This is a genomic window from Brenneria populi, from assembly GCF_036016195.1.
Lineage (GTDB): Bacteria > Pseudomonadota > Gammaproteobacteria > Enterobacterales > Enterobacteriaceae > Brenneria > Brenneria populi.
In genome coordinates this window covers 85,678-99,819 of record NZ_JAYWTM010000015.1, presented here as the reverse complement: position 1 = coordinate 99,819, position 14,142 = coordinate 85,678, and the positions used below count along the sequence as shown (strand labels likewise).

At 58.2% G+C, this 14,142-nt stretch carries 12 protein-coding genes; 5 read left to right on the top strand and 7 right to left on the bottom strand.

The window, feature by feature from the left end; all coding sequences use genetic code 11:
* Nucleotides 1–11 precede the first annotated feature (11 nt).
* Complete coding sequence (gene carB / locus VSX58_RS15300; RefSeq protein ID WP_327618842.1) at nucleotides 12–3,239, top strand: carbamoyl-phosphate synthase large subunit; 3,228 nt, start codon at nucleotides 12–14, stop codon at nucleotides 3,237–3,239.
* Between the two features lie 210 nt (nucleotides 3,240–3,449).
* Nucleotides 3,450–4,382, top strand: a complete 933-nt coding sequence (locus VSX58_RS15295) for an SDR family oxidoreductase (RefSeq protein ID WP_327618841.1) — start codon at nucleotides 3,450–3,452, stop codon at nucleotides 4,380–4,382.
* Between the two features lie 44 nt (nucleotides 4,383–4,426).
* Here VSX58_RS15295 and VSX58_RS15290 read toward each other — a convergent pair whose 3' ends face one another.
* The gene (locus VSX58_RS15290; protein ID WP_327618840.1) at nucleotides 4,427–5,041 is read right to left on the bottom strand and encodes a LysE family transporter; all 615 of its coding nucleotides are present in this window, start codon (nucleotides 5,039–5,041) and stop codon (nucleotides 4,427–4,429) included.
* Nucleotides 5,042–5,204: 163 nt separating this feature from the next.
* Here VSX58_RS15290 and VSX58_RS15285 point away from each other — a divergent pair, with 163 nt between their 5' ends.
* The 3 genes from VSX58_RS15285 (at nucleotide 5,205) to folA (ending at nucleotide 7,030) form a co-directional block, all read left to right on the top strand.
* Entirely contained in the window at nucleotides 5,205–5,981 is a 777-nt protein-coding gene (locus tag VSX58_RS15285) for a threonine/serine exporter family protein (protein ID WP_327618839.1), read from the top strand.
* Nucleotides 5,972–6,442 carry a threonine/serine exporter gene (locus VSX58_RS15280; protein ID WP_327612186.1) on the top strand — a complete coding sequence of 157 codons (471 nt, stop codon included), beginning with the start codon at nucleotides 5,972–5,974 and terminating at the stop codon, nucleotides 6,440–6,442. The genes VSX58_RS15285 and VSX58_RS15280 overlap by 10 nt, the downstream gene beginning before the upstream one ends.
* A gap of 105 nt (nucleotides 6,443–6,547) precedes the next feature.
* On the top strand, nucleotides 6,548–7,030 hold the full coding sequence (gene folA / locus VSX58_RS15275; RefSeq protein ID WP_327618838.1) for a type 3 dihydrofolate reductase: 483 nt from the start codon (nucleotides 6,548–6,550) through the stop codon (nucleotides 7,028–7,030).
* A gap of 50 nt (nucleotides 7,031–7,080) precedes the next feature.
* On the opposite strand, the gene apaH is transcribed toward folA, so the two are convergent.
* The 6 genes from apaH to lptD form a co-directional block, all read right to left on the bottom strand.
* Nucleotides 7,081–7,917 (bottom strand): bis(5'-nucleosyl)-tetraphosphatase (symmetrical) ApaH, encoded by an 837-nt coding sequence (apaH, locus tag VSX58_RS15270; protein ID WP_327618837.1) that lies wholly within the window; start codon nucleotides 7,915–7,917, stop codon nucleotides 7,081–7,083.
* A gap of 2 nt (nucleotides 7,918–7,919) precedes the next feature.
* Nucleotides 7,920–8,297 (bottom strand): Co2+/Mg2+ efflux protein ApaG, encoded by a 378-nt coding sequence (gene apaG, locus VSX58_RS15265; protein ID WP_327618836.1) that lies wholly within the window; start codon nucleotides 8,295–8,297, stop codon nucleotides 7,920–7,922.
* 14 nt (nucleotides 8,298–8,311) lie between these two features.
* Nucleotides 8,312–9,130 carry a 16S rRNA (adenine(1518)-N(6)/adenine(1519)-N(6))-dimethyltransferase RsmA gene (gene rsmA / locus VSX58_RS15260; RefSeq protein ID WP_327618835.1) on the bottom strand — a complete coding sequence of 273 codons (819 nt, stop codon included), beginning with the start codon at nucleotides 9,128–9,130 and terminating at the stop codon, nucleotides 8,312–8,314.
* Nucleotides 9,123–10,124, bottom strand: coding sequence for a 4-hydroxythreonine-4-phosphate dehydrogenase PdxA (gene pdxA, locus VSX58_RS15255; protein ID WP_327618834.1), 1,002 nt, complete (start codon nucleotides 10,122–10,124; stop codon nucleotides 9,123–9,125). Before pdxA ends, rsmA begins: the two co-directional genes overlap by 8 nt.
* Complete coding sequence (surA, locus tag VSX58_RS15250; RefSeq protein ID WP_327618833.1) at nucleotides 10,124–11,419, bottom strand: peptidylprolyl isomerase SurA; 1,296 nt, start codon at nucleotides 11,417–11,419, stop codon at nucleotides 10,124–10,126. Before surA ends, pdxA begins: the two co-directional genes overlap by 1 nt.
* Nucleotides 11,420–11,511: 92 nt before the next feature.
* Nucleotides 11,512–13,872, bottom strand: coding sequence for an LPS assembly protein LptD (gene lptD / locus VSX58_RS15245; RefSeq protein ID WP_327618832.1), 2,361 nt, complete (start codon nucleotides 13,870–13,872; stop codon nucleotides 11,512–11,514).
* Between the last annotated feature and the right edge of the window lie 270 nt (nucleotides 13,873–14,142).

The window sequence follows — 14,142 nt, the reverse complement described above, 5'->3', positions numbered from 1 at the left end:
GGAGCGAGAAAATGCCAAAACGTACAGATATTAAAAGCATCCTGATTCTGGGCGCGGGTCCGATTGTCATCGGCCAGGCCTGTGAGTTCGACTACTCGGGCGCCCAGGCGTGTAAAGCGCTGCGCGAAGAGGGATACCGCGTCATCCTGGTGAACTCGAACCCGGCGACCATTATGACCGATCCGGAAATGGCCGACGCCACCTATATCGAGCCGATTCACTGGGAAGTGGTGCGCAAAATTATCGAAAAAGAGCGCCCGGACGCGGTATTGCCGACCATGGGCGGCCAGACGGCGTTGAACTGCGCGCTGGAGCTGGAGCGTCAGGGCGTGCTGGCTGAATTCGGCGTCACCATGATCGGCGCCACCGCCGACGCCATCGATAAAGCCGAAGATCGCCAGCGTTTCGACAAGGCGATGAAGAAGATCGGTCTGGAAACCGCGCGCTCCGGCATCGCGCACAATATGGAAGAGGCGCTGGCCGTCGCTGCCGACGTCGGTTTCCCCTGTATTATCCGTCCCTCCTTTACCATGGGCGGCACCGGCGGCGGTATCGCCTACAACCGCGAAGAGTTTGAAGAGATCTGCGAGCGCGGCCTGGATCTCTCGCCAACCAAAGAGCTGCTGATTGATGAATCCCTGATCGGCTGGAAAGAGTACGAAATGGAGGTCGTGCGCGATAAAAACGACAACTGCATCATCGTCTGCTCCATCGAAAACCTTGACGCCATGGGGATCCACACCGGCGACTCCATTACCGTCGCGCCCGCGCAAACGTTGACCGACAAAGAGTACCAAATCATGCGTAACGCTTCGATGGCGGTGCTGCGTGAAATCGGCGTGGAAACCGGCGGTTCGAACGTGCAGTTTTCGGTGAATCCGAAAAATGGCCGTCTGATCGTTATCGAGATGAACCCGCGCGTTTCCCGCTCTTCGGCGCTGGCGTCCAAAGCGACCGGCTTCCCGATTGCGAAAATCGCCGCCAAACTGGCGGTCGGCTATACGCTGGATGAGCTGATGAACGATATTACCGGCGGGCGCACGCCGGCATCGTTCGAGCCTTCCATCGATTACGTCGTCACCAAGATTCCGCGCTTTAACTTTGAGAAATTCGCCGGCGCCAACAACCGTTTGACCACGCAGATGAAATCGGTGGGCGAAGTGATGGCGATTGGCCGTACGCAGCAGGAGTCGCTGCAGAAAGCGCTGCGCGGCCTGGAAGTCGGCGCGACCGGCTTCGATCCGCAGGTGGATCTGGACGATCCGCAGGCGCTGACCCTGATCCGCCGCGAGCTGAAGGATGCGGGCGCCGATCGGATCTGGTATATCGCCGACGCTTTCCGTGCCGGGCTATCGGTGGACGGCGTCTTTAACCTGACCAATATCGACCGCTGGTTCCTGGTGCAGATTGAAGAGCTGGTGCGTCTGGAAGAGCAGGTCGCCGAGAAGGGCGTTACCGGCCTGGATGCCGAATTCCTGCGCCTGCTGAAACGGAAAGGCTTCGCCGACGCGCGTCTGGCCGCGCTGGCCGGCGTGGCTGAAAACGAAATCCGCAAGCTGCGCGATAAGTTCGATCTGCATCCGGTGTATAAGCGCGTGGATACCTGCGCGGCGGAATTCGCCACCGACACCGCCTATATGTACTCCACCTATGAAGAGGAGTGCGAGGCCAACCCGCATCAGGATCGCGATAAAATCATGGTGCTGGGCGGCGGGCCGAACCGTATCGGCCAGGGCATCGAGTTCGACTACTGCTGCGTTCACGCCTCGCTGGCGCTGCGCGAGGATGGTTATGAAACCATCATGGTGAACTGTAACCCGGAAACCGTTTCGACCGACTACGACACCTCCGACCGCCTGTACTTTGAGCCGGTTACCCTGGAAGACGTGCTGGAAATCGTACGCATCGAGCAGCCGAAAGGCGTTATCGTGCAGTATGGCGGCCAGACGCCGCTGAAGCTGGCGCGGGCGCTTGAGGCGGCCGGCGTGCCGGTTATCGGCACCAGCCCGGACGCCATTGACCGCGCGGAAGATCGCGAACGCTTCCAGCAGGCGGTGAACCGTCTGGGCCTGAAACAGCCGGCCAACGCCACCGTCACGGCGATTGAGCAGGCGGTGGAGAAAGCGCGCGACATCGGCTATCCGCTGGTGGTGCGTCCTTCCTACGTGCTCGGCGGCCGGGCGATGGAGATCGTGTACGACGAGATTGACCTGCGCCGTTACTTCCAGAATGCCGTCGTGGTTTCCAACGACGCGCCGGTGCTGCTGGACCGCTTCCTGGACGACGCCATTGAGGTCGACGTCGACGCCATCTGCGACGGCGAACAGGTGCTGATTGGCGGCATTATGGAGCACATTGAGCAAGCGGGCGTTCACTCCGGCGACTCGGCCTGTTCTTTACCGGCCTATACGCTGAGCAAAGAGATTCAGGACGTGATGCGCCGGCAGGTAGAAAAGCTGGCGTTCGAGCTCTGCGTGCGCGGCCTGATGAACGTGCAGTTCGCGGTTAAAAACAATGAGGTCTACCTGATTGAGGTTAACCCGCGCGCGGCGCGTACCGTCCCGTTCGTTTCCAAAGCCACCGGAGTGCCGCTGGCGAAAGTGGCCGCCCGCGTGATGGTGGGACAGTCTCTGGCGCAGCAGGGGGTAACGCAGGAAGTGATCCCGCCGTACTACTCGGTGAAAGAAGTGGTGCTGCCGTTCAACAAGTTCCCGGGCGTTGACCCGATTCTGGGGCCGGAAATGCGGTCCACCGGCGAAGTGATGGGCGTGGGGCGCACATTCGCCGAAGCGTTCTCCAAAGCGATGCTGGGCAGCAATTCACAGATGAAAAAATCCGGGCGCGCGCTGCTGTCGGTGCGTGAAGGCGACAAGGCCCGCGTGGTGGATCTGGCGGCCAAACTGCTGAAGCACGGCTTTGAGCTGGATGCGACGCACGGTACGGCCATCGAACTGGGTGAAGCGGGCATTAATCCGCGTCTGGTGAACAAAGTTCATGAAGGCCGTCCGCACATTCAGGATCGCATCAAAAACGGCGAATATACCTACATCGTCAACACCACGGCGGGACGTCAGGCCATCGAGGACTCCAAGCTGATTCGCCGTAGCGCCCTGCAATACAAGGTGCATTACGATACGACGATGAACGGCGGATTCGCCACCGCGATGTCGTTAAATGCCGACCCGACGGAAAAGGTCACCTCGGTGCAGGAGATGCACGCCTTGATTAAAGGCCGCTAATCAGGCCTAGGCGGGTAGAAAGGGCCGGCGTTAATACGCCGGCCTACGCCTTTCCCTCATCCCTTCCGGATCGTTTACGCCTGCTCTCACCCTCTCATTCGCTATGTTTTTGGCGATCTTTAGAAATAAGCCAGAATGATCGTCTATCCTTAAGCCTATTGTTTGAATTTTTATGCGCTAAGCAATATTTCAACAATGTAGGAGGTGAGTATGAGTGCCAACCCAAAGGATCCGCGCCGCGGTCAAAACGCCTTATCCCCGCTAACCGGTAAAAACCCGGCCGAGGCGTATGCCAAACCGCCTTTTGACCTACAGCCCCAGACGCCGCCAGGACTGGCCGGCAAAATGCGGCCCGTTCCCGACCATGGTGAAAAAAGCTACCGGGGCAGCGGGCGTCTCGCCGGCCGCAGGGCGTTGATCACCGGCGGGGATTCGGGGATCGGGCGGGCGGTCGCCATCGCTTACGCCAGAGAGGGCGCCGACGTGGCGATCAATTATCTGCCGGAAGAGGAGCCGGACGCGCAGGAGGTTATTGCGCTGATACGTGCCGAAGGGCGCAACGCCGTCGCTATTCCCGGCGATATCCGCACGGAGGATTTCTGCCGTCATCTGGTCGGGGAGGCCGTCGAAAAACTGGGCGGGCTGGATATCCTGGTGAACAACGCCGGACGTCAGCAATATCACGACGCCATTGAGGATCTGACCACGGAAGATTTTGATGCGACCTTTAAGACCAATGTGTACGCGCCGTTTTGGATCACCAAAGCCGCGCTGGCGCATTTGCAGGCGGGGTCCGTTATCATCAACACCTCATCGGTGCAGGCGTTCGCCCCCAGCGCCATTCTGCTGGATTATGCGCAGACCAAAGCCTGCAATGTCGCCTTTACCAAAGCGCTGGCTAAACAGCTGGGGAAAAAAGGCATTCGCGTCAACGCGGTGGCGCCCGGCCCCTACTGGACGGCGTTGCAGCCGAGCGGCGGTCAGCCGACGGAAAAAGTGGCGGAGTTTGGCGGCGATAGCCCGCTGGGTCGTCCCGGTCAGCCGGTGGAGATTGCGCCGCTGTATGTGACGCTGGCCTCGGCGGAAAGCAGCTATACCTCCGGCCAGGTATGGTGTTCCGATGGCGGAACCGGCACCGCCTGAGCGCAATAAACGGCCCGCGGCGCGGGCCTTGAACCTAAAACCCTCTAGCTCAGCGCAACCTTGATGCCGAGCGCCACCAGAACCGTCCCCAGTAACTTATCCACCAGCTTTTGCGCCTTCTCCAAACCGTAGCGCACGGGCGCGCTTTGAAACAGCACCACCAGCAGCGGCCACCAGATAACCGACAGCCCCCAGATGATCGCGGCATACCAGAGCTTTTCGCCGACGCCGGAATTAATGTTGAGCACCTGGGTAAAGACGGCCAGGAAGAACAGCGTCGCTTTCGGGTTGAGCAGATTGCAGAGATAACCCTGTAAAAACGCTTTTTTCAGGCTGACGCGCTGCGGCGTTAAGTGCGCAAGATGCATTTTACTGCCGCCGCGCGACAGCAGGGCCTGGATCCCGACCCATATCAGGTAAGCGGCGCCGGCGTACTTCAGCAGATTAAACAGCCATGGCGTGGTGGTGATGACCACGGCCAGCCCCGCGACGCAGTACGCCATATGCGTGGCGACGCCGCAAATTACGCCGAGCGCCGTCATCAGCGCGGCGATTCTCGGGTAGCGCACCGAATTTTTGATAACCAGAAAAAAGTCCGGGCCGGGGGAGAGCATGCCCAGCGTGGCGATGGTGGCGACAAACAGCGATGTTTCGAGCATGATGTGCTCCAGTTGGCGAAAAAAGTCAGATAAAACGGATAGAATGATAGCGCCGGAGTCATTAATTAGCATCACCAATATTGGCTATTGGCCCGCAATATGTTAACAAGTTGCCTGGCTTTATTCAGGGTTATTCTTCCGTGCTTAGGATCGGGATAAAAACATGGTTGGTGAAATAGCACAGCAGAGGGAAATTACCCGGCTGTGTATTCAGTGCGCGCTTTTGCTATTGCAGCACGGCGCTGAAAGTATGGTGGTGGAAAAATTATCTTCCCGGCTTGGCGTGGCGCTGGGCGCCGACAGCGTCGAGACGTCGATCTCAGCCAATGCCATTGTGCTAAGCACGATAATCCAGGGGCACTGCCTGACGTCCACGCGCAATAATGTCGATCGCGGCATCAATATGCATGTGGTGACCGAAGTGCAGCACGCGGTGATTATGGCCGAGCATAAACTGTTGGACGTCGCAGGGGTGGAAAAACGTTTCGCCCACATCAAGCCGTTGCGCTATCCGCGTTGGCTGATGGTGTCGGTCGTCGCGCTCTCCTGCGGCTGCTTCAGCCGGCTGAACGGCGGCGGGTGGGACGCCTTCGTGGTGACGCTGCTCGCCAGCGGGCTGGCGATGTATGTTCGGCAGATACTGACCGGGCGTCGCTTTAATCCGTTGATCAATTTTTGTATTACGGCATTTGTCGCCACTTCGGCCTCCGGTCTGCTGATGAAGCTTCCCCAGTTCCAGCAAACGTCGACCGTGGCGATGGCGGCCAGCGTACTGCTGCTGGTGCCCGGTTTTCCGCTGATTAACGCGGTGGCCGATATGTTCAAAGGACACGTTAATACCGGGCTGGCCCGCTGGATGGTAGCCAGCCTGCTTACGCTGTCGACCTGTATCGGCGTGGTTATGGCGTTGGCGGTATGGGGGTTGCGCGGATGGGCCTGAGTCTGCTGTGGGCGTTGTTGCAGGATATGGCGCTGGCGTCCGTGCCGGCGTTGGGGTTCGCGATGGTGTTTAATGTCCCGCTGCGGGCATTGCACTATTGCGCGGCGCTCGGGGCGCTGGGGCACGGCGTGCGCTTTATCGCCATGCACTTCGGTCTGAATATCGAGTGGGCTTCTTTTCTGGCGGCCATCACCATCGGCATAATCGGTATTCGCTGGTCGCGCTGGCTGCTGGCGCACCCCAAGGTTTTTACCGTGGCGGCGGTGATCCCGATGTTTCCGGGCATTTCCGCCTATACCGCGATGATTTCCGTGGTGGAGATTTCGCATCTCGGCTATAGCGAGGAGCTGATGAGCGTCATGGTGACCAATTTTCTGAAGGCCAGCTTTATCGTCGGCGCGCTCTCTATCGGCCTGTCGCTGCCGGGGATATGGCTATATCGTAAGCGGCCCGGCGTGTAGCCCATCGGAGCCTTCTTATATTGCTGTTTGCCCGCGCGTCCGTGTCGACGAGGGCGGAGGCTTTCCGTATAGTGTCAGCAATTTTCCGACCTACAGGGTTTCACCATGGTTATTAGTTTGATTGCCGCGTTGGCTGTGGATCGCGTTATCGGCATGGAAAACGCCATGCCGTGGCATTTGCCGGCGGATTTGGCATGGTTTAAGCGTCATACCTTAGGCAAGCCGGTGGTGATGGGGCGCAATACTTTCCGCTCTATCGGCCGGCCGTTGCCCGGCAGACTGAATATTGTCGTCAGCCGCCATCCCGGCGATGACGAGGGCATCACCTGGGTCTCCTCGCTGGATGAAGCCATTGCGGCCGCCGGCGATGCGCAGGAGGTGATGGTGATCGGCGGCGGCAGCATTTATCAGCAGATGCTGCCCCAGGCTAACCGCCTGTATCTGACCCATATCGACGTGGAAGTGGAGGGCGATACCCACTTTCCGGATTATGAACCTGACGAGTGGCAGTCCACGTTCAGCGAGTTTCATGATGCGGATGAGCGCAATTCGCATAGCTACTGTTTCGAAATTCTGGCAAGAAACTGACTCTTTAGCCCGCTCCGCGGCGTCGCCGGACGCGGGCATCGCGTAGTCGGTTATTCGATATTGCCCGCGGCGGGACACGATAAGGACGGCTGCTTAAAGTAGCGCTTATCTTGCCAACGCAGCATGCTCAACTCCCCTCCCCAGCAGCAGCCCGTATCCAGCGCGTAGATATTTTCCGGCGTGCCTTTTCCGTTCAGCGATGCCCAGTGCCCGAAAGCGATGGCGTATTCCCCGGCGATCTGACCGGGGAGATCGAACCAGGGCTTGAGCAGCGACGGCGCCTGGGTAGGCGCTTCCTTGCTGATCATATCCAACTGGCCGCCGGCGAAGCAGTAGCGCATGCGGGTAAAGACGTTGGTACTGAAACGCAGGCGGGGCAGGCCGCTGAGTTTGGGGTTCCAGCTGTTCGGCATATCTCCGTACATGGCGTCGAGAAACAGCGGATAGCTGTCGCTGCTCAGGATGGACTCCACTTCGCGCGCGCACATTTTAGCCGTCTCCAGATCCCACTGCGGCGTAATCCCGGCATGCGCCATCACCAGCTTTAAATCTTCGTCAACCTGCAACAGCGGCTGCCGGCGCAGCCAGTTAATCAAATCGTGGACGTCCGGCGCATTCAGCAGCGGATTGAGCCGATCCTTGGGTTTGTTGCGGCTGATCCCCGCGTAGACGGCGAGCAAATGCAGGTCGTGATTGCCCAACACCAGCCGCACCGACGGCCCCAGCGAACGGACAAAACGCAGCACGCCGAGCGAGTCGGGACCGCGAGCGACCAGATCGCCCGTCAGCCATAACGTATCTTGTTCGGGATTAAAGGAAACTTGCGCCAATAGCGCTTCGAGTTCAACCAAACAGCCGTGAACGTCGCCGATTAAATAAGTAGACATAGTTAATGTATCAATGAGGGAATAGCCAGACGGAATACGGGAATAGTGACTTGAAAAGCGTCGCCCTGATGATCGAGCATATGGTAATGCCCCTCCATCGTGCCCAGCGGGGTTTCCAAAATGGTGCCGCTGGTGTACTGAAATTCGCTTCCCGGCTGTATTACCGGCTGTTCTCCGACCACGCCTTCGCCCTGAACTTCCGTCTGACGGCCGTTGGCGTTGGTGATCAGCCAGTAACGGCCGCAAAGTTTTACCTCATGCCGCCCCAGATTGCGCACCGTAATCGTATAAGCGAATACGAAACGTTCTTCGTCAGGCTGCGATTGCGACTCGACGTAGAAACTCTGAACCTGTACACAAACACGGGGCGCATTGATCATCACGACAACTCCAGTTATTCCTGTGCCGGGGGATGCGCGGTCAGCCAGTTCGCTAACCGGCAGTATTGCTCGACCGTAACATTTTCGGCGCGACAGCTCGGGTCGATGCCCAACTCAGCCAACTGCTCGGGCGTAAAGAGATTGCCCAGGCTGTTGCGCAGCGTTTTGCGTCGCTGATTAAACGCCTCGGTGGTAATCCGGCTCAATAAGCGAATATCATTTACCGGATACGGAACCTGGGCATGAGGAACCAAACGGACAACGGCCGAGTCGACTTTCGGGGCCGGTTTAAACGCCGTCGGCGGCACTTCCAACACCGGGATCACCTGGCAGTAATACTGCGCCATCACGCTTAAGCGCCCGTAGGCCTTGCTGTCGGGGCCGGCGACCAGACGGTTGACGACCTCTTTTTGCAACATAAAATGCATGTCGCGAATAGCCTGAGTATAGCTGAACAGATGGAACATCAGCGGCGTGGAAATATTATAAGGCAGATTGCCGAAAACGCGCAGAGGCTGCCCGGCCTGTTCGGCCAGCGCCGAAAAATCCACCGTCATGGCATCTTGCTGAATGATGGTCAGCTTCTCCTTCAGCGTCGGATGGGTTTCTAGCCGCGCGGCCAGATCGCGATCCAGTTCGATGACGGTAAAACGATCCATGCGTTCCCCGACCGGCTCCGTCAACGCGCCCAGTCCGGGGCCGATCTCAACGATAGCCTGACCCGGCTGCGGATAGATCGCCGCAACGATGCTGTCGATCACGAAACGATCGCTTAAAAAGTTTTGCCCAAAGCGTTTACGGGCGAAGTGACCTTGGTGTACTCGATTATTCATTAATATTCTGTGTCATTTTAATGGCAAGGTTTAACGCGGTGGTAAAGCTGCCGGCATCGGCGGCGCCGGTGGCGGCCAGTTCCAATGCGGTGCCGTGATCGACCGAGGTGCGAATAAACGGCAAGCCCAGCGTGATATTTACCGCCCGGCCGAATCCCTGATATTTCAGCACCGGCAGCCCCTGATCGTGATACATCGCCAGCACCGCGTCCGCGTGTTGCAGATATTTCGGCTGGAACAGCGTATCCGCGGGCAGCGGGCCGAGCAGGTCGATCTCCTGCCGGCGCAGTTCGTCCAACGCCGGCGTGATGACGTCCAGCTCTTCGCGGCCCATATGGCCGCCTTCGCCCGCGTGGGGGTTAAGGCCGCAGACGTAGATGCGCGGCCGGCTGATGCCGAACTTGGTCTGTAAGTCATGATTCAGGATGGTAATGACCTCATGCAGACAGTCGCGGGTAATGGCGGCGGAGACGTCGGCGAGCGGCAGATGCGTGGTGGCCAGGGCTACGCGCAGCTCTTCGGTCGCCAACATCATGACCACGCGCTTGCAGCGGCTGCGATCGGCGAAAAACTCGGTGTGTCCGCTGAACGGCACGCCGGCGTCGTTGATAATGCCTTTGTGAACCGGCCCGGTAATCAGGGCGGCGAACTCGCCGTTTAGACAGCCGTCGCAGGCGCGCGCCAGCGTATCGACGACATAGGGACTGTTGTTGACGTTAAGCCGTCCCGCCACCACGGTCGCCGGGGCGGGGATCGCCAGCACGGTCAGGCTTCCGGCCTGCTGCGGGCGCGCGGGCTCGCCGGGCTGGTAATCGCGCAGCGTCAGCGGTAAGCGCAGTTGCAGCGCGCGGCTCATCAGCAGATCGGGGTCGGCGCAAACCACCAGCTCCACCGGCCACGCCCGTTGCGCCAGGACAATCACCAGGTCGGGGCCAATCCCGGCGGGTTCGCCGGGGGTAATCACAACGCGTTGCGTACCGCTTTCAGTGTGCATTAATTATTTGCGCCATCAATGATTTTTACATAAGCCGCCGCGCGTTGTTCCTGCATCCAGGTTTGCGCTTCTTCGGCGAACTTACGGTTAAACAGCATCCGGTATGCGCGATCCTTCTGCGCCGCGTCGGTTTTATCGACCTGACGGGTATCCAGCAGTTGAATCAGGTGCCAGCCGAAGGAGGAGTGAACCGGTTGGCTGATTTCGCCCTTTTTCAATTTCAGCAGCGCATCGCGGAAGGCCGGATCGTACATATCCGGGGATGCCCAGCCCAGATCGCCGCCCTGATTGGCCGAGCCGGGATCCTGCGACAGCTGCTTCGCCTGAGAGACGAAGTCGGTGGCGCCGCTCTTTATCTGCTGGGCGACTTCCGTCAGTTTCGCTTCTGCCTGGCCGTCGGTCATCACCACGGACGGCCTCAGAAGAATATGGCGGGCATGGAACTCGGTGACCGACACCGTTTTATTGCTGCCGCGAATATCGTTAACGCGTAAAATGTGGAAACCCACGCCGGAACGGATCGGGCCGACGATCTGGCCTTTTTGCACCTGCATCAATCTTTCAGCGAACAGCGTCGGGATCTCCTGCAGCTTGCCCCATCCCATCTGCCCGCCGTTCAAAGCCTGGGAGTCGGCGGAGTAGGAGATGGCCAGTTTACCGAAATCGGCGCCTTCGCCGAGCTGTTTCACCAGGGAGTTAGCCAGATTCTCGGCCTCATCCACCTGCTGCTGGCTGGGGTTTTCCGGCAGCGGAATCAGGATGTGGCTGAGGTTCAGCTCGGCATCTTCGCCCGTCTGGTTGGCGATCTGTTTCGCCAGGGCATCGACCTCCTGCGGCAGAACGCTGACGCGGCGGCGCACTTCATTATTACGCACTTCGGCGATCAGCATCTCTTTGCGGATCTGTTCGCGATAGGTATTGTAGTTAATCCCTTCGTAAGCCAGCTGGCTTTTCAACTGGTTAAGCGAGATGCGGTTCTGCGCCGCGATATTGGCGATGGCTTGATCCAACTGACTGTCCGTCACCTGAAGGCCCATTTTTTGCGCCATTTGCAGAACGATATTGTCCATGATCAGACGATCGATAATCTGATGACGCAGCGTCGCGTCATCCGGCAACTGCTGGCCCGCATGCTGCGCGTTCAGCTTGACTGACTGAAAAAGACCGTTTACATCACTCTCTAATACAACGCCGTTATCCACTACCGCCGCAACTTTATCAACCACTTGTGGCGCTGCGAACGCGGTAGAGGCCGCCAGTGCCAATCCGAGAATAAGCGTTCTCCAGTTATTCATACCTTTCCCATTTATTTCATCCGCAAGGCGGGCTAGAAGTTTCATTGACACAGTCTGTCTGCCGCAACGATTTATGCTTGCCGTTCCGTTTATCAGAACGCGCGCTGGTAAGGCAGAATGCCTGAACGCAGCATTTTTTCGGAGCCCAGACTGTAATTATTGCTTAAACCACGTAACTCGATGTTAAACGACACTTTATTGTCATATACGCTGCTGGCGCTGGTGCTGTCCCAGTCGGTGATTTTACGTTCATAACCGACGCTGACGGCCCAGCAGCAGGTATTATACTGCACGCCAATCAACTGGTTGGCCGGCTGATTGGCCTTGGTGTCGTAATAGTAAGCGCCCACCACGGCCCACCGGTCGGCGATCGGCCAACTGGCGGTGACGCCGACTTGTGAAATCCCCTGCTGAAAGCCGGGGTTCTGCACGTTTGGCAGCATGGCCCGTATATATTCGGGGCTGGCGTAACGGTAGTTCAGCTGCACCAGCCGCTCGGCGTCCTTACGATATTCCACCACGGCGTCGCCCAGCGCCACTTCGTTGAGGCGGGCGTCGTACTGCATTCCTCCCCGTAGGCCCCAGTTGTCGTCAACCTTCAGATAGGAGTCGCCGGCCCATACCATGCTGCCGTTATCGTCGCTGCGGTCGAACGACATATTGCTATCGCCGGTGCGCGGGCGATCGAAATAATAAATTTGACCTATGGAAGCATTAAAACGTTCAACCAAAACGTCATCATAAATTCGCGATGTCACCCCGGTGGCGATTTGGTTCGCCGAAGCGATGCGATCCAGACCGCTGTAGCTGCGGTCGCGGAACAGACCGGAGTAGTCGGATTGCAATAGCGTTGAATCGTAGGTATGGATATCGCTTTGATTGCGATACGGCACATACAGGTATTGCGCCCGCGGCTCCAGCGTTTGGGTGTATCCCTGCGACCAGTTCATCTCGCGCTCGAACACCATCTTGCCGTCCACCTTGAACTGCGGCATTACGCGATTCACCGACCCCTTCAGATCATTTTTGGCGTTATCGGTAACCGACGTGTCGGCCCGGTAACGCTCAAGGTTAGTCTGTTGATAATGCGTCGCCAGCAGTTTGGCTTCGCTGTTCAGGCTCCCCAGGCGGTTGGAGAGCGGGAGGCTGATTGTCGGTTCAATATGCAGACGCGTCGCTTCCGGCCGGTTGGCGTTCACGTTGGTGAATTTCACCGCCTGGCCGTAGAGGCGCATATCGAACGGGCCGACGTCATTCTGGTAATAATTGATGTCGAGCTGAGGTTCGGCGCGGTAGACGTCTCGGCTGCTTGAGCCGGAAAGCAGCTGGAACTGCTTGGCGGATAGCGTGGTATCCCAGTTTTGGTTGGCGTAGCCCGCGCTGAATTTCTGCGTCAGGTAGCCGTCGGTGCTTGAACCGTATCTAGAGTCCAGATCGGTGAAGTAGCGATTGTCGCTGACCTTGGTATAGTCGGCGTTGAAACGCCACACCTGGTCCATCACGCCGCTGTGATCCCAGTGGAATAGCCAGCGGGTGTCGTTATCGTCCTCCGGGGCGTCTTTGGCGTATTCGCTGTCGTCGGGGAGCCAGTCGAGTTCTATCGTCCCTTCGCCCGGCGCGGTCAGATAACGAAATTCGTTCTGGAACTGCATGCCGCGTTTGGTTTGCAGGTGCGGCGTGATGGTGGCGTCGAAGTTCGGGGCGATATTCCAATAGTACGGCGTGATAAGCTCAAAGCCGTTGCTGCTGCCGTATTTGGCGTTGGGAATCAGGAAACCTGAGCGTCGCTTATCGCCAATCGGCAACTGCAGATAGGGGCTGTAGAACACCGGCACGCCGCCGATCTTGAAGCGCGCGTTCCAAATTTCGGCCACCTGCTCTTCCCGATCCTGAATCACTTCCGAACCGACGACGCTCCAGCTATTATCTCCCGGCAGGCAGGATGTAAAGGTGCCGTTCTCCAAAATGGTATAGCGGCTGTTGGCGCGCATTTTCATTTTGTCGGCCGCGCCGCGCCCTTGGCGACCCACCATCTGGTAATCGCCTTCATACACATCCGTGTCTTTGGTATTAAGGTTCGACCAGGCTTTGGGGCCTTTCAGGATCACCTGGTTGTCATCGTAGTGAACGTTGCCGGTTGCGGTAATGGTGCGGGTCGGCGCGTTCTGCGCATCGGATCCGATCTGGTTGAGCTCCACCTGTTCGGCGGTCAGGACGCTGTTGCCCTGCTCAATGTTCACGTTGCCGATGAAGCGGGCGCTGTCGGGGTAGCTGGCCTCGGTTTTGTCGGCCTGAATATTTACCGGTAATTGGTTCGGATCGCCTTCGACCAGCGGCCTGTCGTACGTGGGAACGCCCAGCATGCACTGTTGGGCGAGATCGGCCAGCGATGGTTGACTGTAAAGCGCCGACCAGATCAAGGTGGCCAGCAGGGTTGGAAAACTTTTTTTCATACGCTGTATCAGGTATTCCGTTATCAGAGGCTTCTTGCCGGCAAACGGTCAGAGACTATATCAGTCGTCAGCGTTGCGCCAGTGTTATCCCCGTCATACTTCAAGTTGCGCGCGCGTTGGCTGCGTGACTCGCCCCGTTGGGAGCGCTACAGGCGCTGTTCAAAAACGCGTTGGCGTTTTTGTCCCGCAACTCGAATTACTTAGGGTATAAATCCCCGCAGTTTTATACGCGCTGCCGTTAGGTGCAAAGATAAATGACGGGTATGATAA

Excerpts from the sequence above, each read along its gene's own strand:
- carB (WP_327618842.1), top strand. The coding sequence starts at position 12 with ATGCCAAAACGTACAGATATTAAAAGCATCCTGATTCTGGGCGCGGGT.
- VSX58_RS15295 (WP_327618841.1), top strand. The coding sequence starts at position 3,450 with ATGAGTGCCAACCCAAAGGATCCGCGCCGCGGTCAAAACGCCTTATCC.
- VSX58_RS15290 (WP_327618840.1), bottom strand. The coding sequence starts at position 5,041 with ATGCTCGAAACATCGCTGTTTGTCGCCACCATCGCCACGCTGGGCATG.
- VSX58_RS15285 (WP_327618839.1), top strand. The coding sequence starts at position 5,205 with ATGGTTGGTGAAATAGCACAGCAGAGGGAAATTACCCGGCTGTGTATT.
- VSX58_RS15280 (WP_327612186.1), top strand. The coding sequence starts at position 5,972 with ATGGGCCTGAGTCTGCTGTGGGCGTTGTTGCAGGATATGGCGCTGGCG.
- folA (WP_327618838.1), top strand. The coding sequence starts at position 6,548 with ATGGTTATTAGTTTGATTGCCGCGTTGGCTGTGGATCGCGTTATCGGC.
- apaH (WP_327618837.1), bottom strand. The coding sequence starts at position 7,917 with ATGTCTACTTATTTAATCGGCGACGTTCACGGCTGTTTGGTTGAACTC.
- apaG (WP_327618836.1), bottom strand. The coding sequence starts at position 8,297 with ATGATCAATGCGCCCCGTGTTTGTGTACAGGTTCAGAGTTTCTACGTC.
- rsmA (WP_327618835.1), bottom strand. The coding sequence starts at position 9,130 with ATGAATAATCGAGTACACCAAGGTCACTTCGCCCGTAAACGCTTTGGG.
- pdxA (WP_327618834.1), bottom strand. The coding sequence starts at position 10,124 with ATGCACACTGAAAGCGGTACGCAACGCGTTGTGATTACCCCCGGCGAA.
- surA (WP_327618833.1), bottom strand. The coding sequence starts at position 11,419 with ATGAATAACTGGAGAACGCTTATTCTCGGATTGGCACTGGCGGCCTCT.
- lptD (WP_327618832.1), bottom strand. The coding sequence starts at position 13,872 with ATGAAAAAAAGTTTTCCAACCCTGCTGGCCACCTTGATCTGGTCGGCG.